Source organism: Paracoccus sigandri (genome assembly GCF_003709565.1).
Classification (GTDB): Bacteria; Pseudomonadota; Alphaproteobacteria; order Rhodobacterales; family Rhodobacteraceae; genus Paracoccus; species Paracoccus siganidrum.
Genome location: NZ_QNRC01000014.1, coordinates 103,665 through 125,436, shown reverse-complemented (window position 1 = coordinate 125,436; position 21,772 = coordinate 103,665). Strand labels below are relative to the sequence as shown.

The window sequence follows — 21,772 nt, the reverse complement described above, 5'->3', positions numbered from 1 at the left end:
TATAGCCTTCCATCTCCTCCAGCTGCGCCCGGTGGTCGAAGGCGAAGACCCGCATCGTGGACCAGTCGCCCGCGCCCGGATTGCGGCGATTGGTGGCCCGGTGGACCTGCTCCAGCTCGGCGTCGTTCCTCAGATCCGGCCGCAGCACGCCGCGCTTGAGGAAGAACTCCAGCTCTGCCAGCGAGGGATAGGCCGGCGTGCAGCCGTGGCGGGAAACCGCGAAGGCGCCGCAGGCATTGGCGTATTCCAGCGCGCGCGGCCAGGGCGCATCGTCCAGCCAGCCCTTCAGCAGCCCCGAGAAGAAGCCGTCGCCCGCGCCCAGCACGTTGAACACCTCGATCGGGAAGCCCGGCCCGGCCTGGCCCTCGTCGAGGCCGCTGGGGATCGCGCCCTCGAAGGCCACCGCGCCGGCCGCGCCGCGCTTGCAGACCAGCGTGGCGGTGCTGACCGCGCGCACCGCGCGCAGGGCCTCGATCGTATCCGTGCTGCCGCCGGCGATGTGGAACTCCTCCTCGGTGCCGACGATCAGGTCGAAGAGATGCAGCGTGGATTGCAGCTTGGCGGTGACGGCGGCGCTTTCGACAAACCGGCTCTCGCCCGCGCCATGCCCGGCCAGGCCCCAGAGGTTCGGCCGATAGTCGATGTCCAGCGCCGTCCGCGCGCCGTGCTTGCGGGCGAGGTTCAGCGCCTTCAGCACCGCCGCCTCGGTGCGCGGATGCGACAGATGCGTCCCGGTCGCCACGACACTGCGCGTCTCGGCGATGAAGCCCTCGTCGATATCCGCCTCGCAAAGCGCCATGTCGGCGCAGTTCTCGCGGTAGAAGATCAGCGGGAACTGCTCCTCGTCGCGGATCCCCAGGATCACCAGCGCCGTCAGCCGCTCGGGATCACTCGCGACCCCGCGCGTGTCGACGCCCTCGCGCGCCAGTTGCTCGCGGATGAACCGCCCCATATGCTCGTCGCCCACCCGCGTGATCACCGCCGACCGCAGCCCAAGCCGCGCCGTCCCGCAGGCGATATTGGTCGGAGACCCGCCGATATACTTCGCAAACGACCCCATGTCCTCCAGACGACCACCAACCTGCTGGCCGTACAGATCAACCGACGAACGGCCGAGCGTGATCACGTCAAGCGTCTTCATGAAGATCCTCCCCGACCCGCACCGGCCTGCCCTGCGAGGCGGCCATGGCGTGGATGATGCGTTCGATCTGCAGTCCGGCGGCGAAATCCGGGCCCGGATTGGCGGCCCCGCCGATGGCGGCGACCAGGTCGCGGCATTCCACCACCTTCTGTTCGTTGAAGCCGAAATTATGGCCGGGCGCGGGGCAGAAGGCGGCGAAATCGGGCTGGTCGGGGCCGGTCAGGTGACGGGTGAAGCCCGGCTCGCCCGCCCGGTGGACCCACAGCTCGTTCATGTTCTCCTGGTCGAAGACCAGCGTGCCGGTGCTGCCATGGACCTCCCATTGCAGGCGGCACTTGCGGCCCCGCGCCACCCGCGAGGTCGCAAACGATCCCTGCGCGCCCGAGGCGAAGCGGATCAGCGCCAGCGCGCTGTCCTCGTTCTCCACCGCGCGCGGGCCGTCGGGCGAGGGCCGCGTGGCGACGGCGATCTGGGTCATGGCCGTGACCTCGGCCACCGGCCCCATCAGCGCGACCATCTGGCTGGCAAGATGGCAGCCCAGGTCGCCAAGCGCGCCGAGGCCGCCGCCCTCGTGGGTCATCCGCCAGGACCAGGGCAGGTCGGGATCGGCGGAATAATCCTCGTCATAGACGCCGCGGAAGGCCAGCGGGCGGCCGATGGCGCCATCGGCGATCATCGCCCGCGCCGCCTGGAAGGCCGGGCTGCGCAGGTAGTTGTAGCCCAGCATCGTCACCTGGCCGGGATGGGCGGCGGCCAGCCGCGCCATGGCCTGCGCATCATCCAGGGTCAGTGCCATCGGCTTTTCCAGCCAGACATGCTTGCCGGCGCGCAGGGCGGCCTCGGCCATCGGGCGGTGCAGCCCGTTCGGGGTGGTGATCGAGACCACGTCCACCGCCGGATCGGCGACCGCCGCCTGCCAGTCGCCGCTGCCGCGCGCGAAGCCGAATTGCGCGGCCATCGCCTGCGCCCTGTCTTCGGGCGTGTCGCAGAGGATCTCCAGCCGGGGATGGGCGCCGCCGAAGACCGTGGCCAGATTGCGCCAGGCCATCGCGTGGCACTTGCCCATGAAGCCGGTGCCGATCAGCGCGACGCCCAGGGAACGGGCCGCCGGCATCAGATCGTCCCCCCGAGGCTGCCTTCCAGCTGCGCCAGTTCCTGCCCGCCGGCCATCAGGTCCTGCAATTCGGCGGCGTCGATCTCGCCCTTCTGCGCGGTTCCCAGCGTCTGGCCGCGATTGAGTACCGTGAAGCGGTCGCCCACCGCCAGCGCGTGGCGCACGTTGTGGCTGATGAAGACCACGCCCACGCCCTGGCTGCGGACCCGCGCGATGGTGGCCAGCACGTTCGAGGTCTGGCGCACGCCCAGGGCCGAGGTCGGCTCGTCCAGGATCAGCACCTTGGCGCCGAAATGGACCGCGCGGGCGATGGCGACGGTCTGGCGCTCGCCGCCCGAGAGGGTGCCCACGGCTTGGTCGGGGGCGCGCAGGTTGATGCCCATGCGGCGCATCTCCTCCATGGTGATCCGGTTGGCGGCCTCCAGGTCCAGGCGCTTGAACGGGCCGCGTCCCTTGGTGGGTTCCCGCCCCATGAAGAAGTTGCGCGTCACGCTCATCAGCGGGATCATGGCCAGGTCCTGGAACACCGTGGCGATCCCGGCCTCCATCGCGTCGCGGGGGCTGTCGAAGGACATCGGTTTGCCCTCGAAGGTGATCGTGCCCTCGGTCGGCTTGTGGACGCCCGACATGGTCTTGATGAAGGTCGACTTTCCGGCGCCGTTGTCGCCCAGAAGGCAGTGGCATTCGCCCGGCCGCACGTCGAAGGTCACGCCGTTCAGAGCGATGACATTGCCGAAATGCTTCTTGATGTTTTCCATGTGGATGATGGGATCGGTCATCTCAGCGCTCCCCCGTCACGCGCTTGCGGATGGCGTTGTTGAACACCACGGCCAGAAGCAGCATCCCGCCCAGGAAGACCTGGAACCAGTCCTGGTCGAAGCCGGTATAGGTCAGCCCGATCGTGACCATGCCGAAGATGATTGCGCCGAAGAAGGCGCCGATGGCAGAGCCATAGCCGCCGGTCAGCAGGCAGCCGCCGATCACCGCGGTGATGATCGCCTCGAATTCCTTCATGAAGCCGCGCCGCGCATCGGTCGAGCCACTGTCGATCACGGTGATGATCGCCACCAGCGCCGCCGCGCAGGCGGTCAGCATGAACAGCGAGATCTTGACGCGGCGGACCGGCACGCCGGAATTCTGCGCCGCGTTCCGGTCGCCGCCGGTGGCGAAGATCCAGTTGCCCGCGGGCGTGCGCAGCAGCACCCAGGTCGCGACCAGGGCGAAGGCGATGAACCACAGGATCTCGACCGGGACGCCCGGCACCGTCGGCGCGCCCGAGCGCAGCTTGCCGATCCAGCCCATCTCGGCCATCCAGCGAAACAGCCCGCCGAAGGCATCGCCCGAGAAGACCGGGGCCAGCCAGTCGCCCGACACCGCCTCGCGCACGCCGCGCAGCTGGGTCGAGCCGCCGGTGAACATCTTCAGCCCGACCAGCGAGGCGCCGCGCAGGATGAACAGGAAGGCCAGCGTCACGATAAAGCTGGGCAGGCCGGTGCGGATCACGATGGCGCCGTTCAGCGCCCCCATCGCGGCGGCGAAACCCATGGTCAGCGGGATCGCGAAGATCAGCGGCAGGCCCAGATTGACCACCAGCACGCCGAAGATCATCCCGGCGAAGGCCACCATCGAGCCGATGGACAGGTCGAATTCGCCGCCGATCATCAGCATGGCGGCAGCGATGCCCAGGATGCCCAGCTGCGCGGCGGGCGTCAGGAAGTTCATGATGCCCGGCAGCGTGAACATCGCCGGGCTGGCGGTGATCAGAAAGAAGATGGTGACCAGCACCACGCCGCCCATCGCGCCCAGTTCGGGACGCTTCATCAGTCTGGTCGCAAGAGATTCAGCCTTGATCCGCTCGTCCGCGGATAGGGTCCTGTCCGAGGCCATGGGTGTTCCCCTCCCCTTCATCGGTTCCGGATGGGGCGGGCACGCGGCAAGGCGCGCCCGCCGGATGCGTGGCGGATCAGCGGATGCCCTGCGCCGACAGGTCGATCACCTGCGCCGCCGCGTCCTCGCCCACCAGGTTCGGCCCCGAGGGCACGTCGCCCGCCGGGATCAGGCCATAGCTGGCATGCAGCGCCAGGAACGAGACCGGCAGGTAGCCCTGCAGGAACTGCTGCTGGTCGATGGCGAAGGCCGCCTTGCCGTCGGCCACGGCCTGCAGGAAGCCCGCCGACAGGTCGAAGCTGGCGACGCGCACGTCCTCCAGCATCCCCAGCGCCTCGACCGCGGCCACCGAGGGCTCGCCCACCATGCTGGCGCCCAGGGCCAGGACGGTGTCCACCTCGGGATCCGCCTCCAGCGCGGCGCGGACCTTGGACTGCACCTCGGCCGGGTCCATCTGCGTCGGGATCACCGAGACCGGATTGCCGAAGCCTTCCGCGAAGCCCTCGCAACGCTGGTCCAGCGAGACGTTGCCGACCTCGTGGTTGACGCAGATGCCCTTCGTGCCGCCCAGCTCGGCCAGCCTTTCGCCCGCCGCCTTGCCGGCGTCGTATTCCGACTGGCCGACATGCAAGAACACGCCCAGGTCATGGGCCACGTCGCCGCCCGAATTCATCGAGATCACCGGAATGCCGGCATCCACGGCGCGCTGGATCGACGGCCCCAGCGCATCCGCGTCGGGGATCGACACGACCAGCCCGTCGGGCTGCTGGTTCACGGCGGCGTCGATCAGCTGGCTCATCTGCACCATGTCGAAGGTCTCGGGCGCGCGGAAATCGACGGTGACGCCGGCATCCTCGCCCGCCTTCGCGGCGCCGTTCTTGACCACGGACCAGAACGGGTCATTGGCCTGGCCATGCGCCACGACGATGATGTTCTGCGCCGCAGCACCCCCCGCCAGCAACAGCGAGACGGCGGTCGCGGCGGCACCAATTGCGTATTTCATCTTGTCCTCCCAGTTTTTTCGGACCTGCACCGGCTGACCCCTCCGCCAGCCGGCATCCGGCGTGACCGCCGAATTCAGCTTCCGAGGGCACGCAGCGCCCGGACCGAGCGCGACAGCATGTCCTCCAGAATATCGCGATAGCCCTCGCCCTTGTCCGTGCTGAACGGATCGGGGCCGGGGGCGGCGGGCTCGATGATGACCGGGCCGTCATAGCCGATATCATCCAGCGCGCGGATCTGTGCGGCGATGTCGGCATGGCCGTCGCCGATGGCGCCGCGGTTGGAATCCGCGACGTGATAGAGGCCGATGCTGGCGCCGCCCGCCCGCAGGGCGGCGGCCGGGCAGGCCTCCTCGATATTCATGTGATAGGCGTCGGGCAGCAGCGACAGGTTGGCCGCGCCGACCCGGTCCAGCAGCGCCAGCCCCTCGGCGACGGTGCGGACCTGATGGCTTTCATAGCGGTTCAGGATCTCGAAGACGACCGGCAGCCCGGCAGCCCGGGCCATGGCGCAGATGCGGCGGGTGCTGTCGGCCAGCAGCGCGTCTTCCTGGGCCTGGGTCGAGACCGGGCGGATCCGCCCCACCAGCCCGTGGACCGAGATGCGCGGCGCGCCGTGGCCCAGCCGCCCGGCCCAACCGACCAGCCCTTCGTAATAGGCCAGCGCCGCCTCGCGGATCGCGGCATCGGGATGGGAAATATCCGCGTCGCCCGGCGTGATCGAGAAGACCGCCAGCCCCTGGTCCGCGAAGATGCGCCCGGCCCGCACCGGGTCGATCCCCGCGACGTCGCCATGCAGCTCGACCCCGTCCAGCCCGGCGCGGCGGGCCCGCAGGGCGATGGCGGCAAGGTCCTCGCCGCCGAAGATCCAGGTGCAGCAGCCGGTCCGGCGCATCTCAGGCCCCCAGCATCGCGGGCGTCACCGCCACGGTCTCGCCGGTCCGGGCCGAACGGGTCGCGGCCTCGGCGCAGGCCAGCGCGGCCACGCCCTCGCGCAGCGTCACCGGCATGTCGGCGCCGGATGCCAGCGCCTCGACGAAGGCGGTCCATTCATCCTCGTAGGCGCGCATGTAGCGTTCAAGGAAGAAATGCACCGGCTTGGCCGAGACCGCGCCGTCCGCGGTGATCTTCTCGACGGTGTTTTCCAGCACGTTCCGCGCCGCCAGCAGCCCCTCGGAGCCCAGAAGCTCGATCCGCTGGTCATAGCCATAGCCGGCGCGGCGCGAATTCTTGACCACGGCGATGCGGCCGTCGTCCCAGACCATCGTGACCACGGCGGTATCGACATCGCCCGCCGCGCCGATTTCAGGATCGACCAGCGCGCTGCCGGTGGCGGTGATCCGCGCCGGCGCGCCGCCGAAGATCCAGCAGGCCATGTCGAAATCATGGATCATCATGTCGCGGAACAGCCCGCCCGAGACCTTCACATAGTCGATCGGCGGCGGCGCCGGATCGAAAGAGGTGATCGCCAGCAATTCGCCCTTGCCGATCTCTCCGCGGTCGAAGGCGGCCTTCAGCGCGGCGAAATTCGGATCGAAGCGGCGGTTGAAGCCGATCATCACCGGATGCCCGGCGCGGTCGGCGGCCTTCAGCGTGGCCAGCGCGCGCTCCAGCGACAGGTCGACCGGCTTTTCGCACAGGACCGCCTTGCCCGCGGCCACCGCCCGCTGGATCAGGTCGGAATGGGTGTCGGTCGAGGTGGCGATCAGCACCGCGTCGATGCCCGCGTCGGCCAGGATCTCATCGACCGTCTTCGCCTCGGCACCGATCCGCGCGGCCAGCGCCTGCGCGGCTTCGGCATGGGCATCCGCCACGGCCACCAGCCGCGAATCCGCATTCGCCGTCATGGATTTCGCATGGACCTGACCGATCCGGCCAGCCCCCAGCAGGGCAACCCTGAGCATCCCGCACTCCTCCCTCGAATCAGTCGCGGTATCGTCTGTTAGCGCCAGACTGCTTCCGTTTGCTCGCGCGTGCAAGAAAAATCTGCACGCGCGAGCAAAATGCTTCCTGCGGCGGGCGCGCTGGACTAAGCTGCAGGAATGCCACTGCCGCCCGACCATGCCGACCTTGATGAGACCGTGACCGCCGACGACGTGGCCGCCGCCGCGGGCGTGTCGCGCTGGACGGTCGCGCGCGCCTTCAAGAAGGACGCCTCGATTTCCCGCAAGAGCCGCGAGAAGGTCATGGCCGCGGCCGAGGCGCTGGGTTACGCGCCCGACCTGCTGGCCTCGTCGCTGGCCTCGGACCGCTCGAACCTGGTGGCGATCATCACCAACGACTTCACCAACCCGCACAAGCTGGTTCTGCTGGAACGCCTGACCCGCATCCTGTGGTCGAACGGCTGGGCGACGCTGCTGGTCCACATGTCCGACAGCGAGGATGCCTCGGCCGCGCTGCTGGCAGCCAGCCAGCGGCGGGTGGACGCGGCGGTGGTGATCGGCACGCGCTTCGACGACCGGGTGCTGGGCACGGCGCTTGGCGCGCGGCGGCTGAAGAAGCTGGTGATCTTCGCGCGCTACAGCCAGAACCCGAACACGCTGACCATCGCCTGCGACGATGCCGAGGCAATGCGCACGATCGCCGCAAGCCTGCATGACAGGGGCTATCGCCGCCCGCTTTTCGTCGCCGGGCCCGACACGCAATCGGCCAAGCTGCACCGCAGGGACAGCTTCGACACCTGCTGGCGCAAGCTGACCGGCAGGGGCGTGCCGGTGATCCATGTCGGCGAATACGACTTCGGCGCCGCCTTCGAGGGCGTCCTGGCCGCCATGCAGGGCGCCGAGGCCGGGGCGCGGCCCGACGTGCTGGTCTGCGAGAACGACATCATCGCCATCGGCGCGATGGACGCGCTGCGGTCCCGGCTGGGGCTGCGCGTGCCGCAGGACGTGGGCGTGACGGGCTTCGACGACATCCCGCTCTCGGCCTCGCCCACCTATCAGCTGACCACCTATCGCCAGCCGGTCACGCTGATGACCGAGAAGCTGCTGGAGGTGCTGGAGGGCAAGCGGACCCAGGACGTGCTGCTGCCCGGACGCTTCATCCAGCGCAGCAGCACCTGATCCTCAGTTGTAGCGCCGAAAGCCGCGCATCCCGTCGGTGGCGAACAGCCCGCCCAGCAGCTTCGGGCGCAGCGCGGCGGCGTCAGTCAGCGCCTGCGACAGCTCGGGCAGGTCCGACCGGCCCCAGCGCACCACCAGGATCGCGCAATCGACCAGTTCGGCGGCCAGCTCGGTCCGGGCCGCCTCATCCAGCGGCGGCAGCAGCACGATCACCTGGTCGAACCGGCCGCGCATCTCCGCGATCAGCGCGACCAGCGCCTGCAGGCGGCGGCGCACCAGAAGCTCGGGGCCCGCGCCGCGCTGGTGCAGCAGCACGGCCACCGGCCGCCCCTCCTCCGCCAGCGCGGCAAGGCGCGTGGCGATGGCCTGCGGATCCTCGACCGAGGTCAGCTGCTGCACGGCGACATTCCCCGGCAGCAAGGGCGCAAGATCCCCGGCGCCGTCCAGGTCCAGCAGCGCCACCCGGCCATCCCCCGCCAGTTCCGCGGCCAGCCAGCCCGCCACCACCGGCGCCCCTTCGCCGCGAAACGCCGAGGCAAGCCCGCAGACCAGCCCGCCCTGTTCGGGGCGGCGCTGGCGCAGTTCCGCCGCAAGGCCCCGCAAGCTGGCCGATTGCGCAGGCCGCACCCGCCGCGGCGACACCGGCGACAGCACGCCCAGATAGCGCAGGCCCAGCCCGTCGCGCAGCTCGCCGATACGGCGCAGGCGATTGTCGGTCACCTCGCGCAGGAAGCCGATCCCGGCGCCCAGCACCAGCCCGCCGAAGACCGCCAGCGCCAGGAGCCGCTTGCCCTTCGGCCAGGACTTCTCGTCCGGGGGGACGGCGCGGGCGATGATCCGGGCGGGCGCGCGCTGGAAGGTCTCGTTCTGGGTCGCCAGCACCATCTGGCCCAGCATCGATTCATACTGGCGGCGCTTGGCCTGCGCCTCGCGCTCCAGCTCGCGCAGGCGGATCGACTTCTGCGCGTCCAGGCTGGCGCGTTCGCGCAGGATCTCGATCTGCTGCCCGGTCGCCGCGATCTGGCTGCCGACGGCATCGCGCTGGCTGCGGATGCGTTCGGCGATCTGGCGGGCTTCCTCCAGCATCAGCCGGTGCAGTTGCGCCTGGTCCTGGCGGTTGCGCGCCACGATGTCGCTGTCGGCGCCCCAGCGGCCGACCAGCTCGCCTTCGTCTCCGATCAGGCGCGAGAACCGGGTCTGCATCTCGCGCAGGGCCGGGCTGGCGACCTCGCCCCCCAGCGTGCCGTCCAGCAGCGGCGCCACCGAATCCGAGGTCAGGATGGCGGCGATCCGGTCCTCGGCCGTCTGCAGGTCGATCAGCCGGGAGCGCAACCCGATCAGCCGGTCGTTCGCCGCCGACAGCTCCGCCTCGGAGGGCAGCAGGTCGTCGCGCATCGCGAAAAGGTCGTTCTCGCGCCGGTAATCCGCGACGGCGCGGTCGGCGGCCTCGACCTCGCCGCCCAGCACCGCGACGCGCTGGTCCAGCCAGGCGCTGATGCGGCGGGTATCGGACAGCGAGGCATCGGAGGAGACGGTGAAATATTCCTCGATCAGCGCGTTGACCGCGCGGGTCGCAAACAGCGGATCGGCATCGGTATAGGCGATCTGGATCGCATAGGTGCCGCCCGCGCGCGTGATGTCGAAGCCCTCCATCATCTTGCGCCGGATCGCCTCGCGCCGCCCGGCCTCGGCATCCTCGCCCTGCAGCAGCGGCGCCTCGGGACCGCCCGCCAGGCGGTCGCGCAGCTCGCCCAATGCGGTCAGCACCCGGCCAAGCGGCCCCGGCGGCGCGGCTTCCTCCGCGGCCTCGAACAGGCCCAGGCTGGCGGCCACCCGGCCGGTCACCTCGCGCGAGGACAGGACCTCCAGCTCGCTGTCCACGACCAGCGCATCGGACAGAAGCAGCGTCGGCGCCTCGGGTCCGTTCACCGAATTCGAGATGCGCGGGTCCACGATCAGCGCCGCCCGCGCGGTGTATTTCGGCTGGGCCACCAGCAGATGGGCCATCGTCAGCGCCGACAGCAACAGCACCATCGCCGCGATCACCGGCCACTGGCGGCGCAGCCCGCCGCGCAGGGCGCGCAGGGTGGCGCCCAGATCGACATCCGGCACGGCGTCGTCGCGCTGCATCCGGGCCGGGTGGCGAAGGGGGGGATCGTTCTGGATCATGCGGTTTTCTCCATCCCTGTGACGGGGCTTGCGGCGGGCTGCGGGTGCTGCGCCATGTCCCGCGCCAGCTGGTAGAGCGCGATATCGGGCGCGCAGAGCGCCCGAAGCCTGCCATGCTGTTCGGGAGTGATCTGGACGTCCGCATCCTCGGCGGCGTTGTAGTGCGGGATCCACGGCCGGACCCCGAAGAGGCGCGCGAAGCCGGCGGCGAAGCCCGGCAGGTCATCGAGAAAACCCAGCAGCGAAAAGCGCGCCATGTTGCGTCGCGCGATCTCCAGCGCCTGCGCCTCCTGTTCGGGCGCGACCTCGGGCATGCCGCTGAAATAGCGCAGCATGTGCAATGCCTTCAGCCGCCCTTCGGCGCTATCCAGGAAGGCGTCGAAATCGCCGGTGAACACGCCGGTGCGGCGATCCATCCGGTAATTCGAGATCGTTCGCGCCACCGGGTCGCGCAGGATCGACACGAAGCGATAGCGGTCGCCGAAATGCTGCCATGCGGTCTCGGAAAACAGGAAATGCCCGTGGATCAGCGTTGCCTGATGGGCCATGTGCATCAGCACCAGCGCCTCTCGGAAACGGCTGGTCTCGGCAGCGCGGGGGCCTTCGTCGTGATAGCTCAGGTCGTCGCGACCGCAATTCAGGATCGCCAGCGCCCGCCGGATCGACGGCGCGTCGAGGATGCCGATCTTCAGGTGCAGCGGCACCGTCGCATAAAGCGCCTCGGAGACCGAGGTGCCGCCGCATTTCGGCACATGCATGAAGACGCAGGGATGGCGCAGGCTTTGTCCGGTGACGGTGCGCAGCGCCCTGCCCGCATAGAGCCGCGAGCGTTGCCGGAAACGGGCAAAGGGGGGAAGTTCTCTCATGACGTCATCCTTGGGCGCCGGCCAGCGGCTTTGCGTGGCAAAAGATGCTGACCCCCATCATCACCATCCAGCCCATCATCAGCTCGTGCTGGCGGTAGAGATAGGGCTCGACCAGGGCGAGGCTCAGCGGCAGAAGCAGGGTCACGAGGCTGCCTGCCGCGACCGGCGAGCCCTCGCGCAGATAGAAGCACAGCCCCAGCGACAGGCTGCGCGCCACCAGCGCCAGGATCGCGACAAGCCCCGCAAGCCCCGAGCCGATCATCACGTCGGCGATGAAATTGTGGAAGCTGGGCGCGGTCGAGCCGGCGCGCAGCACGGCGAAATGGGCGGCGCGGAACTGATCGGATTCCCAGAAGGCGCGGAAGCCGAAGCCGGTCAGCGGCGCCTGGGCGATCTGCCCGGCGGCGATGCGCCACAGCTCGGTCCGGCCGGTCAGCGTGGCATCCTTGCCGGTGGCCTGGAACAGCAGCGCCAGCGGGTCCAGCCCCGCCAGCCCCATCGCCAGCGGCGCGGCGCCGATCAGCAGCACGATGCCCGACAGCATCGCGAAACGCAGCCCCGGCGGCAGGCGGCGGCGGTTCAGAAGCAGCAGCAGCACCAGGAAGCAGGGCAGCAGCAGCACCGCGGTCATCGACAGCGACAGCACCACCATGAAGACGCAAAGCGGCACCAGGGCCAGGGCCGCGATCCGCAGCCCGCGCGGCGCCTGGCCCGGCGGCAGCAGCGCGACCGTCATCGCCAGCAGCGCCGCCATCAGCCCGAAATGGCCCAGCATGTTCTTGTTGGTATAGATGCCCAGAAGCCCGCCCACCGCGCTGTGCAAAGGCCCGCCGAAGGCCAGCGTGGCCCAGTTCAGCGCCGAGGCCAGCACCCCCGCGCCAAGCGCGACCATCCCGATCACGATCAGCTTGCGCGGCGCGAAGCGCCAGCCGATGAAGAAGGCGATGAGGACGCTCATGGTCAGCTGCACGCCCGCGACCAGCGTCAGCGGCCGGTCGACCGACCAGACCACCGAGGACAGCGCCACCAGCGGATAGGCCAGCCAGATCCGGTTGCGCGCCAGCACCCGGTGGAAGGCGGGCCAGACGGTCAGGATGCGCAGCACCGCCATCGCATAGATCAGCGCCCAGAGCGGCCCCGACACCCCCCAGCGATTGAAGGTATCCCCCGCCACCATGATCGCCAGCCCGGCAAGGGACAGGTCGAACAGCCGCCAGAAGGCGCGCTGCCCGACCCTCGGAGAGATCGCGCCGGACGGACCCATCGGCAGGGCGGGGGCGGTCATGGCCGGGCGTGCCGCGGCGCGGGGCGCGCGCGGGTCCGGGGCGGGCAGAACGGGAATTTCCAAGGGCTGTCTGTCATCACTCGCAACATGGCCGGACATCCGGCGACAATCGGCACCAGGGGGCAGCTTCGCCCGCCAAGGCCCGTCAGACGACCTGACGGACCATCATGAACGCCTCCCAGAATCGCGGCGGGCCATCGCTGCCCGCCGCAGCCGGTAGATACAGATCCCATCTGCGGGCGCGCAATTCCGTATAACCCGCCCGCATATAGGGCTTGGCCGCCTGCGAGGCATGGATCGCCAGCGCCCGCAGCTTGCGGTCATAGTGGTCGCCGATATCGACGAACCAGTTCGGCCGGAACGAGGGATCGCCCTCGACCCCTTCCGACAGGATCAGGGTCGGCAGCCAGTCGGCGCGGCGCGTGGCAAGATGGACGGCGGCACCGACCGCGACATGGTCCTGATGGGCCAGCCTCGCCTCGCCGGCGAAATGGGTGACGACCAGCGCCGGGCGATGGGCCTGTAGCAGCTCCTCGACCCAGGCGGTCAGCGCCCGCGTCGCCGGGACGCTGCCATCCGCGAAGGTGCCGAAGACGACCTGGGCGCCGATCAGCCCGGCGGCCTGCCGCGCCTCGGCCACGCGGTCCCATTGGCTGGCATCGGCGCCGTTCTCGCCCCGGGTGGCGATCACGATGATCGCCGTCCAGCCCGCATCGCGCAGCTTGGAGAGCAGGCCGAAACAGGACAGCTCGGCATCATCGGGATGAGCGAAGACCGCCATGACGGTCGAACCGGCGTCCGCCGCCGAAAACTGCAACATGAAACAACAATCGTCTTACTTGGAACAAGGTCCGGCGGAAAACCTCCGGCAGCAGCCGACTGCCTACGCAAACCGGCCGGGCGTTTCAATTCCCCGGTGGCCCGCCGATCCGCACCCGCCCGCCAGCGGTCAGGGGTTCACGCCGAAAGCATCGGCGGCCGGGGGTGGCGGGACGCCTCATCGGCGATTTTCCGCCGATTCGGGGATTCCCAGAAAACAACTTGAAGCTGCAGGGTCCTTGTCTGCCGGATCACGATTCCTGAAATTGTCCGCACAATTTCCGCGCAGGGCAGAAACGGGCTGGACGCCGTCACAGGGCCGGCTCATCCAGCGCGATAGCTGCTGGTGATCCCGGGGGCTGCATCTCTGTAAAACCGGCAATTTTCTGCGCAGCAGCATTGCGGGCCGGAGAGCCTGAATTGACTTGCACCCGCCCGCCGCGGGACTTGTGGGCCGTCATATTTCCGGTCGCGCGTGTTTTTTTCGTGTTGTTCCTCATTCCGAGGAGAGTGTTTTGATGTTGTCTGATGCGATGAAGAAGTGGGGGCGCCGCCAGCCCGACCATGCCGGCATGGATGCCTCTGCCAGCTTCTACGCAGCTTGGGGAAAGCGGCTGCTGGACGTGACCGGCGCGCTGGTGCTGATCGCGGTCTTCGCGCCGCTGATCATGTTGCTTTCCGCCGGGCTGTCATGGCAACGCGGGCCGGTGCTGTTCGGGCACCGCCGCATCGGCCGCGACGGCCAGCCCTTCACCTGCCTGAAATTCCGCACCATGGTGCCCGATGCCGATCGCCGCCTGGCCGAGCTTCTGGCGCAGGATCCCGGCGCGCGCCGGGAATGGGAAAGCAGCCGCAAGCTGGCCGACGACCCCCGGATCACCGGGATCGGGAGCTTCCTGCGCAAGACCAGCCTGGACGAGCTGCCGCAGCTGCTGAACGTGCTGCGCGGCGAGATGAGCCTGGTCGGCCCCCGCCCCGTGCCCGAGGCCGAGCTGGATCTCTATGGTCCGGCGCGCGAGGCCTACATGTCGGTGCGGCCGGGGCTGACCGGACGCTGGCAGGTCAGCGGGCGCAACGACATCAGCTATGCGGCGCGGGTCGCCATGGACGAGGCCTATGCGCGCGAGCTGACCCTTGCCGGCGATCTGGCGATCATCGCGCGCACGGCGCTGGTGGTCCTGGGCGCGACCGGCAAGTAGGCCGCGCCTGACGCCTCAGCGCCGGCTGCCGTCGCGCCACATCGACAGCAGCGCCGCCAGGTTGGCCGCGACCACGAAGACCCCCAGGCTGCCCCAGAGACCCAGACCGAAAACCAGAGAGGCACAGGCACCGATGATGCCGCCCGCCACAAGCCCGATGATCAGATGCCCCAATGTCATGGCATCATATGAGCATGAATTTTCCAGACAAACCACAAGTGAACCGATTGCTTTACCCAGACCGCGAAACAATGCCCGCGACATCCCTGCCCGGACCGCGTCATGGCTGACATGCCGATGCCCGTGATGCAACCGAAAGCTGAAAATTTTATCAAAAGAATCGCCAAGGGCGATCACGGCGTCGGGCTGCTGAATTCGCTGCTGCTGGTCGCGGCGCGGATCGGCAGCAATCTTCTGGCGCTGGTCTGGACCATGCTGCTGGTGCGGCTGGTCCGGCCCGAGGACTCGGGCGCCGTCTTCCAGGCCATCGCGGTCGCGCAGATCGCCTCGATCCTGCTGACGTTCAACGTCGAATCGGCCTCGATGCGCTTTCTGGTGCCGGCCCTGCATGACGGGCGCCGGGCCGAGGCCGCCGGCTTCATCCGCTTCAACCGGCTGACCATCCCGCTGATGCTGCCGCCCGTCGCGCTGGGGATCGCCATGGTCCAGCAGGGCGGCGCGGGGATGATCGCCGCGGTCATCGTCGCGATGGCGGCGACGGCGATGGCGCGGGCGACGGGGCGGCACGCGACCGCGCTTGGCGCGATGCGGCAGGGGTTGCTGCCCCGGCTGCTGGCCGGGCCGGTGGTGCTGTCGCTGGGGCTGGGCCTGGCCTGGGCGGCGGGGCTGGCGCTGCAGGCCTGGCATGTGGTCGCGCTTTTCGCGCTGTCCGAACTGACGGCAGCGCTGATCCAGCAATGGCTGCTGCGCGGCGCCTTCGCGCCGCTGGCGGGACCAGGCGCCCGCGCCCGGAACCGGCGGCAATGGGTCGGGCTGGGCCTGTGGATGACCCCCGGCCTGATCATGAGCGAATATCGCAAGTCGCTGCTGATCGCGATGGCGGCGCTGGTGCTGGCGGGCGACGACCTGAGCCGCTTCACGGTCGCCTTCTCGATCATCAACATCCTCAATTTCGGCGTGGTGGCCGTGGATGTCGCCTTCAGCCAGCCGATCGCACGGGCCATGGTGGCCGGCCAGCCGCGGCGGCGCGACCGGTTGCTGGCAAGCTCGGCCGCGATCAAGCTGGGCGGGCTGGGCCTGGGCGTGGCGCTGGTCCTGCTGGCGGGCGAGATGGCGCTTGGCTGGTTCGGGCCGGATTATGCCCCGGCCCTGCCCGCGATGCTGGTCCTGCTGTTGCTGCCCGTCTCGGCGGTGCTGGCCGGGCCGGGCGCGGTCCTGCTGACCAGCGCGGGGCGCGGGCGCGAGGATTTCCTGGGCAATGTCATCGGCGGCGCCGTCACCGTGGCGGCCATCTGCGGGCTGGGCGCGCTTGGCGGGCTGGAGGGCGCCGCAGCGGGCGCGGTGATCGGCTATGCCGCGGCGCAGGCGATCATGGCCTGGTTCTGCCGCGCGAGGCTGCAGATCGACCCCTCGATCCTGACGATCCGCCACCTGTTCGCCCGGCCCGCAGCAGCAGGCGGTGCGTCATGAACCGGCCGCTTCCCCCGGCCGCGACCGGCACCGCCCTGACCGGCGCCGAAGTGCTGATCGTCGTGCCTACGTTGAACGAGGCCGCCGGGATCGAGGCCTGCCTGCGCTCGCTTCTGGCCGGCGATCCGCGCCTGGCACAGGCCGATCTGGTCGTCGCCGACGGCGGCAGTTCCGACGCCACACGCGCCATCGTGGCAGCCCTGTCGCGGCAGTTTCCGCAGATCCGCCTGATCGACAATCCGCAGCGCCTGCAATCGGCCGGCATCAACCGCGCGGTCCGGCTATGCGCCGAACCCCGGCACCGGATCCTGGTCCGCGCCGATGCCCATGCGACCTATCCGCCCGGCTTCGCGATGCGGGTGGCCGACCGGCTGGTGCAGACGGGGCATGCCTCGGTCGTGGTGCCGATGGATTCGCGCGGCCGGGGCTGCTTTTCGCGGGCCGCGGCGTGGATCGTGGACACGAGGCTGGGCTCGGGCGGGTCGGCGCATCGCGGCGGGCGCCGTTCCGGCGAGGTGGATCACGGCCATCACGCGGCGATGGAGCTGACCTGGTTTCGCCATGTCGGCGGCTATGACCCGCGCTTCAGCCATAACGAGGATGCCGAGCTGGACCACCGCCTCCGGCAGGCCGGCGGGCGGATCTGGATGGCCGACGATCTGCGGCTGGATTACCGGATGCGGCCGGGCCTGCGGTCGCTGGCGCGGCAATACTGGAACTATGGCCGCGGCCGCGCCCGCACCTGCCGCAAGCACGGCATCCGCCCCCGGCCGCGTCAGATCGCCCCGGCGCTGAACCTGGTGCTGCTGCTGGCCGGGCTGGCCACGGCCGCCGCCGGGCTGGCGGCGGGCCTGCCGCTGCTGGCCGGGGCGGGGCTGATCTGGCCGCTGGCCTATCTGGCGCTGCTAGCGGGGGCCTCGGCGGCCATGGCGCTGCGCCATCGCAGCGCCTGCGGGCTGCTGGCGGGTCCGGCGCTGGCCGCGATGCACCTGCCCTGGGGGGCGGGATTTCTGACCGGAATTGCAAGAAGGACCGCGGCATGACGCGTATCGACATCGTGATGTGCACCTTCCGCCGCCCGCAGGTGGCCGAGGCCATCGCCGCCATCGCCCGCCTGCATCCGGTGCCGGCCGATCTGCGGCTGGTCGTCGCCGACAACGACGATACCGACAGCGCCCGCGCCACGGTTGAGGCGGCGGCGCGGGCGCTGCCCTTTCCCTGCCTCTATCTCCACGCGCCCGCCCGCAACATCTCGGTCGCCCGCAACGCCTGCCTGGAGGCGGCCGCTGACGCCGACTGGATCGCCAGCCTGGACGATGACGAGACCGTCGCCCCCGACTGGCTGGTGCAGATCCTCAAGGCGGCCGAGGCCAGCGGCGCGGATGGGGCGCTGGGAACCGTCCGGGCCATCTATCCCGAGGACGCGCCCGCCTGGCTGCGCGAGCTGGACCTGCATTCCACCCATCCGGCACGGACCAAGCGCCCGATCGCCAACAGCGGCAATGTCCTGCTGCGCTGGAAGGGGATGCCCTGGCAGGGCCAGCGCTATGACCTGTCGCGCGGCCAGACCGGGGGCGAGGATACCGAGTTCTTCCTGCGCCTGACCCGGATGGGCGCGCAGATCGTCCCCGCCCCCCTGGCGGTCGTGACCGAGCCGGTGCCGCCCGCGCGCCAGACGCTGGAATGGCTGGCGGTGCGCCGCTATCGCATGGGGCAGACCCATATCGTCACCGCCCGCTCGGCCCCGGAACGGGCATCGCTGCTGGTCCGCGCGGCGGCCAAGGCGGGATATTGCCGGCTGCGCCAGGCGCTGGCCTCGGGCGAGACGCGGCGCAACTTCTGGTATCTGCGCGGCCAGCTGCATCGCGGCGTCTGCGCCGGGCTGTTCGACCGCAGCCAGCCGCAGCTTTACGGACGCGACCCGGTATGAGGGACATGCGCCAGCCCCTGCCGGTCGCGGTCTTCGGCTTCGATGTGGCGGAAGCCTCGCAGATCCGCCGCATCCGCGCCCTGGAGGCACTGGGCTGCGAGGTGACGTCCTTCTGCCAGCGCCGCGCGGGCGGGCCGGATTTCACGCCCGACTGGGTGAATGTCGACCTGGGTGAGGTGCGCCACAACGACATCGCGGGCCGGGCGCTGGGGCTGGCGGGCGCGGTGCGCCGGGTAATGCGCGAATGGCAGCGGCTGGCCGCGGCGCGGCTAGTGATCGCGCGCAACCTGGACCTTGCGCTGATCGCGCTGGCCGCCTGCCGCCTGGCGGCGCAGCGCAGCGGGCGGCCGCCCGCGCCGCTGGTCTATGAATGCCTGGACATCCACGGGATGATGACCCGGCGCGATCCGATCGGCATGGCCATGCGCCGGGCCGAGCGGCTGGTCCTTGCCCGGTCGGCGCTGCTGGTGCTGTCCTCGCCCGGTTTCATGGAAAACTATTTCACGCCGATGCAGGGCTGGCGCGGCCCGGTGGCGCTGGTGGAGAACAAGCTGTGGCTGGGCACCGATCCGGCCACCATGCCGCCGCGCCCCTGTCCCCGGCCGCGCATGGCCGCGCCGCTGACCATCGGGCTGGTCGGCGCGATCCGCTGCCAGCGCTCGGTCGACCTGCTGCTGGCCACCGCCGACCGCATGGGCGCGGCGCTGCGCCTGCGTTTCGCGGGCCAGCTGCACGACCACGCGGTGCGGGGCTTTCACCAGGCCGTCGCCGCGCGCGACAATGTCGAATGGACCGGCCCCTATGCCTATCCGCAGGACCTGGCGCAGGTCTATGCCGGCTGCGACCTGGTCTGGGCGCAGGACCTGTGGCAGGGCGGCACGAACTCCGACTGGCTGCTGCCGAACCGCATTTATGAGGCCAGCTGGTGCGGCTGCCCCTCGGTCGCGCTGGCCGGCACGCAGACCGGGCGGCGGATCGTCGCGGATGGGCTGGGCTATGTGATCGAGCGCGCCGATCCCCAGCTGCTGGCCGATTTCCTGCGCCACCTGCCCGGCGCCCAGCTGCAGGCCACCCGCCAGCGCCTGCTGGCGCGCCCGGCCGGCGATTTCGTCCTGTCGCCCGAGGACCTGCACCCGATGCTGGCGCCGGCCGCCGGTTTTGACGCCGCCTTTGACGGGGCGACAGCGAAGGTATAGCCAGATTTTCAGCCAGCGTGGCCCACCGCGTCAGCCAGAACCGACGACCGCCGCCATGGACCGGACGCCCGGCAAGCGGCGTGCAACCGCGAAAGGACGCCCGATGTATCTTGCGATGAACCGCTTCACCGTGCCGCTGGAAAATGCCGATGAATTCGAGGCGCTGTGGCTGAGCCGCGACAGCCACCTGAAGGAACTGCCCGGCTTCGTCGAATTCCACATGCTGAAGGGCCCCGAGGAGGACGGCAACCGGCTCTATGCCTCGCACACGGTCTGGCGCAGCGAGGAGGATTTCCGCAACTGGACCCGCAGCGACCAGTTCCGCGCCGCCCATCAGCGCGCCGGCGACAGCCGCAAGCTGCATGTCGGCGCCCCGCGCTTCGAGGGGTTCAGCGCCATCCAGCACATCGCCGCCGAACCCGCCTGAACCCTATCGCCGCGCGGCGGGCTCAGATCAGCTTCGGCGCGCGCGATTCGGGCCAATGGGCGAAGGGCAGGACCGCGCCGTCCCGCCGGCTCTGCTCGACGCGCGACAGGTCGATCTCGGCGACGACCCAGCCGGGGCGGTCCATCCCGCCCTCGGCGATGATGCCGGTCTCGGGCCAGAAGCCGTCCGGCGGGCCATAGATCGCCGCCCGGCCACGATTTTCGTCCAGCGCCGGCATCCAGTCGCAATCGCCCACCGTGGGCGCATGGACCACCACGCATTGGCTTTCCAGCGCCCGCGCCATCGCCCCGATGCGCACGCGCGAAAACCCCGCCACCGTGTCGGTGCAGGAGGGCACCAGGATCAGTTCCACCTCCGCCTCGGCCAGCAGCCGGCCCAGCAGCGGGAATTCGCTGTCATAGCAGATCAGGATGCCGATCCGTCCCAGCGCGGTGTCGAAGACCCGCAGCCCCGGCGCGCCCGCGACATCCCATTCCTCGCGCTCGAACCGGGTCATGATCTGCTTGTCCTGATGCCCGATCCGGCCATCCGGCCCGAACAGCACCGCGCGGTTCACCGGACGCGCGCCCTCGAAGACCGGACCCGAGGCGCCGAGGATATGGCAGCCATGCCGCCGCGCCAGATCCTCGTGCAGCGCCGCCACGCGGTCCCGGTGCCTGGCGACCTCGTGCAGCGATGCCTCCAGGTCGCCCGCCACCGCGCGCCCGCCAAGCGAGGCCAGCTCCATCGCGCCATATTCGGGAAAGACCAGCAGATCGGCGCCCTGCGCATCCTCAACCCAGCGGGTGATCTTGGCCCGATACTGGCCGAAATCCTCGAACCAGTCGATCGGATAGGCGGCGGCGGCGATTTTCACGATCCGGGTCACAGCGCCCTCATCCAGAATTGCAGCGGCTTGTCGGTGGCCTCGGCCTGGCCGACATCCTTCCATGAAAAGCTGGCGACCACGCCCGGCAGGGGCGCATAGCCGCGTTTGCGCCAGAAACCGTCCAGCGGGCGATAATCCGCCGGGCGCAGGGGATGGTCCGCCGGCCGCTGCACGCTGCAGAAGGCCGAATACCGGAAGCCCAGCCGCCGGGCGTGGTCTTCGCGCGCATCGAAGAAGGCATGGCCCAGCCCATGCCCGCGCCAGTCCGGCAGCAGCACCGATTCGGCGCAATAGAAGATCTGCGACAGCGGCTCGGGACGCTCCGCGAAGGCGGCGCCGAAATCGCCCGCGTGATCGGCCATCGGCGCCCCGGTCGAGGCGCCGACGATCCGCCCGCCATCCTCGGCCACCACGACCACCGCGCCGGGCGACTGATAGGCGGTCAGGTAGCTCCGCTCGTAATCCAGGTCCCCGTCATAGAGATAGGGCCAGTCGCGGAACACGGCGATGCGCAGCCGCGCCACGTCGTCCAGCGCCGCGGCCAGGGCCTCGCCGGTCAGGATGCGGGTGGTGACGCTCATGCGCTGACCTGGGCGATCCAGTCGGCAAGGTTGTAATAGGTCGTTACCCGCGCGATCTTGCCGTCGCGGATGGTGAAGAAGGCCCCGGCGGGCAGCCGATAGGTCTGGCCCTTCGCCTCGGGCAGGCCGGGATCGGTCTTCAGATAGGTCCCGTTCACCACGAATTCCGCCGCCGCGCGGTCCCCCGCCTCATTGGCGAAGATCACCATGTCGGTCAGGTTTTCCCGATAGGACTCGGCCATGTGGCGGTTGAACTCGGCGAACAGCTCCTTGCCCTTGCGGATCTGGCCCTCGTTGACGTGATGCTCGACCTCGTCATGCAGCATCTCCATCATGCGGTCGGTCTGGCCGGCGTTGAAGGCCTCGTAATAAGCGGCGATCAGGGCTTTGGTGTCCATCGGCGGTCTCCTTGATGTGGCCTCTCCCTTAGCCTGTCGCAGCGCGTCCGTCACCTCAACCCAAAGGACGATGCCGGCGGGCGCGATGCCGGAACCCGCCGGTCGGGCCGGCGCCGGGCGTGCAGGCCCTTGAGTTTTCCCGTGGAGATGCTAGCGCT

The 21,772-nt window shown here is 69.8% G+C and carries 22 protein-coding genes; 7 read left to right on the top strand and 15 right to left on the bottom strand.

What is annotated here, in order from left to right; genetic code table 11:
* The 7 genes from iolC to iolG form a co-directional block, all read right to left on the bottom strand.
* Positions 1-1,141: 5-dehydro-2-deoxygluconokinase (gene iolC, locus C9E82_RS14255; RefSeq protein ID WP_119900700.1), on the bottom strand; the 1,141-nt coding region annotated here is incomplete at its 3' end.
* Entirely contained in the window at positions 1,128-2,255 is a 1,128-nt protein-coding gene (locus C9E82_RS14250; protein ID WP_119900699.1) for a Gfo/Idh/MocA family protein, read from the bottom strand. The genes C9E82_RS14250 and iolC, both read right to left, overlap by 14 nt.
* Complete coding sequence (locus C9E82_RS14245; RefSeq protein WP_119900698.1) at positions 2,255-3,034, bottom strand: ATP-binding cassette domain-containing protein; 780 nt, start codon at positions 3,032-3,034, stop codon at positions 2,255-2,257. Before C9E82_RS14245 ends, C9E82_RS14250 begins: the two co-directional genes overlap by 1 nt.
* Before the next feature lies 1 nt (position 3,035).
* Positions 3,036-4,076: an ABC transporter permease gene (locus C9E82_RS14240; RefSeq protein ID WP_420849863.1), complete on the bottom strand. Its 1,041-nt coding sequence runs from the start codon at positions 4,074-4,076 to the stop codon at positions 3,036-3,038.
* 142 nt (positions 4,077-4,218) lie between these two features.
* Complete coding sequence (locus C9E82_RS14235; protein ID WP_119900696.1) at positions 4,219-5,145, bottom strand: sugar ABC transporter substrate-binding protein; 927 nt, start codon at positions 5,143-5,145, stop codon at positions 4,219-4,221.
* Between the two features lie 74 nt (positions 5,146-5,219).
* Complete coding sequence (locus tag C9E82_RS14230) at positions 5,220-6,038, bottom strand: sugar phosphate isomerase/epimerase family protein (RefSeq protein WP_119900695.1); 819 nt, start codon at positions 6,036-6,038, stop codon at positions 5,220-5,222.
* A 1-nt stretch (position 6,039) separates the two neighbouring features.
* Entirely contained in the window at positions 6,040-7,047 is a 1,008-nt protein-coding gene (gene iolG, locus C9E82_RS14225) for an inositol 2-dehydrogenase (protein WP_119900694.1), read from the bottom strand.
* Between the two features lie 138 nt (positions 7,048-7,185).
* On the opposite strand from iolG, the gene C9E82_RS14220 reads away from it, so the two are divergent.
* Positions 7,186-8,205, top strand: a complete 1,020-nt coding sequence (locus tag C9E82_RS14220; RefSeq protein WP_119900693.1) for a LacI family DNA-binding transcriptional regulator — start codon at positions 7,186-7,188, stop codon at positions 8,203-8,205.
* Positions 8,206-8,208: 3 nt separating this feature from the next.
* Here C9E82_RS14220 and C9E82_RS14215 read toward each other — a convergent pair whose 3' ends face one another.
* The 4 genes from C9E82_RS14215 to C9E82_RS14200 all read right to left on the bottom strand — a co-directional run bounded on the left by C9E82_RS14215 (position 8,209) and on the right by C9E82_RS14200 (position 13,345).
* Positions 8,209-10,374: a GumC family protein gene (locus C9E82_RS14215; protein ID WP_119900692.1), complete on the bottom strand. Its 2,166-nt coding sequence runs from the start codon at positions 10,372-10,374 to the stop codon at positions 8,209-8,211.
* A complete protein-coding gene (locus tag C9E82_RS14210; protein ID WP_119900691.1) occupies positions 10,371-11,240 on the bottom strand; it encodes a sulfotransferase family 2 domain-containing protein in 870 nt (289 codons plus the stop codon). Before C9E82_RS14210 ends, C9E82_RS14215 begins: the two co-directional genes overlap by 4 nt.
* Positions 11,241-11,244: 4 nt before the next feature.
* Positions 11,245-12,588 carry an O-antigen ligase family protein gene (locus tag C9E82_RS14205; protein ID WP_183154085.1) on the bottom strand — a complete coding sequence of 448 codons (1,344 nt, stop codon included), beginning with the start codon at positions 12,586-12,588 and terminating at the stop codon, positions 11,245-11,247.
* Between the two features lie 82 nt (positions 12,589-12,670).
* Complete coding sequence (locus C9E82_RS14200) at positions 12,671-13,345, bottom strand: PIG-L deacetylase family protein (protein ID WP_119897167.1); 675 nt, start codon at positions 13,343-13,345, stop codon at positions 12,671-12,673.
* A 532-nt stretch (positions 13,346-13,877) separates the two neighbouring features.
* Here C9E82_RS14200 and C9E82_RS14195 point away from each other — a divergent pair.
* A complete protein-coding gene (locus C9E82_RS14195; protein ID WP_244936030.1) occupies positions 13,878-14,543 on the top strand; it encodes a sugar transferase in 666 nt (221 codons plus the stop codon).
* A gap of 15 nt (positions 14,544-14,558) precedes the next feature.
* On the opposite strand, the gene C9E82_RS24525 is transcribed toward C9E82_RS14195, so the two are convergent.
* The gene (locus C9E82_RS24525; RefSeq protein WP_170162015.1) at positions 14,559-14,723 is read right to left on the bottom strand and encodes a hypothetical protein; all 165 of its coding nucleotides are present in this window, start codon (positions 14,721-14,723) and stop codon (positions 14,559-14,561) included.
* A 126-nt stretch (positions 14,724-14,849) separates the two neighbouring features.
* Between C9E82_RS24525 and C9E82_RS14190 the strand changes: the two genes are divergently transcribed.
* The 5 genes from C9E82_RS14190 (at position 14,850) to C9E82_RS14170 (ending at position 19,746) form a co-directional block, all read left to right on the top strand.
* Complete coding sequence (locus C9E82_RS14190; RefSeq protein WP_183154084.1) at positions 14,850-16,193, top strand: polysaccharide biosynthesis protein; 1,344 nt, start codon at positions 14,850-14,852, stop codon at positions 16,191-16,193.
* The gene (locus C9E82_RS14185; RefSeq protein WP_119897164.1) at positions 16,190-17,236 is read left to right on the top strand and encodes a glycosyltransferase family 2 protein; all 1,047 of its coding nucleotides are present in this window, start codon (positions 16,190-16,192) and stop codon (positions 17,234-17,236) included. The genes C9E82_RS14190 and C9E82_RS14185 overlap by 4 nt, the downstream gene beginning before the upstream one ends.
* Positions 17,233-18,123, top strand: coding sequence for a glycosyltransferase family 2 protein (locus C9E82_RS14180; RefSeq protein ID WP_119897163.1), 891 nt, complete (start codon positions 17,233-17,235; stop codon positions 18,121-18,123). The genes C9E82_RS14185 and C9E82_RS14180 overlap by 4 nt, the downstream gene beginning before the upstream one ends.
* Positions 18,124-18,128: 5 nt before the next feature.
* On the top strand, positions 18,129-19,319 hold the full coding sequence (locus C9E82_RS14175; RefSeq protein ID WP_119897162.1) for a glycosyltransferase: 1,191 nt from the start codon (positions 18,129-18,131) through the stop codon (positions 19,317-19,319).
* A 103-nt stretch (positions 19,320-19,422) separates the two neighbouring features.
* On the top strand, positions 19,423-19,746 hold the full coding sequence (locus C9E82_RS14170; protein ID WP_119897161.1) for an antibiotic biosynthesis monooxygenase family protein: 324 nt from the start codon (positions 19,423-19,425) through the stop codon (positions 19,744-19,746).
* Between the two features lie 22 nt (positions 19,747-19,768).
* Here C9E82_RS14170 and C9E82_RS14165 read toward each other — a convergent pair whose 3' ends face one another.
* The 3 genes from C9E82_RS14165 to C9E82_RS14155 are packed head-to-tail and all read right to left on the bottom strand — an operon-like array spanning position 19,769 to position 21,614.
* Positions 19,769-20,623: a carbon-nitrogen hydrolase family protein gene (locus C9E82_RS14165; protein WP_119897172.1), complete on the bottom strand. Its 855-nt coding sequence runs from the start codon at positions 20,621-20,623 to the stop codon at positions 19,769-19,771.
* An 8-nt stretch (positions 20,624-20,631) separates the two neighbouring features.
* Positions 20,632-21,216 carry a GNAT family N-acetyltransferase gene (locus C9E82_RS14160; RefSeq protein WP_119897160.1) on the bottom strand — a complete coding sequence of 195 codons (585 nt, stop codon included), beginning with the start codon at positions 21,214-21,216 and terminating at the stop codon, positions 20,632-20,634.
* The gene (locus tag C9E82_RS14155; RefSeq protein WP_119897159.1) at positions 21,213-21,614 is read right to left on the bottom strand and encodes a ketosteroid isomerase-related protein; all 402 of its coding nucleotides are present in this window, start codon (positions 21,612-21,614) and stop codon (positions 21,213-21,215) included. Before C9E82_RS14155 ends, C9E82_RS14160 begins: the two co-directional genes overlap by 4 nt.
* Positions 21,615-21,772: the final 158 nt, after the last annotated feature.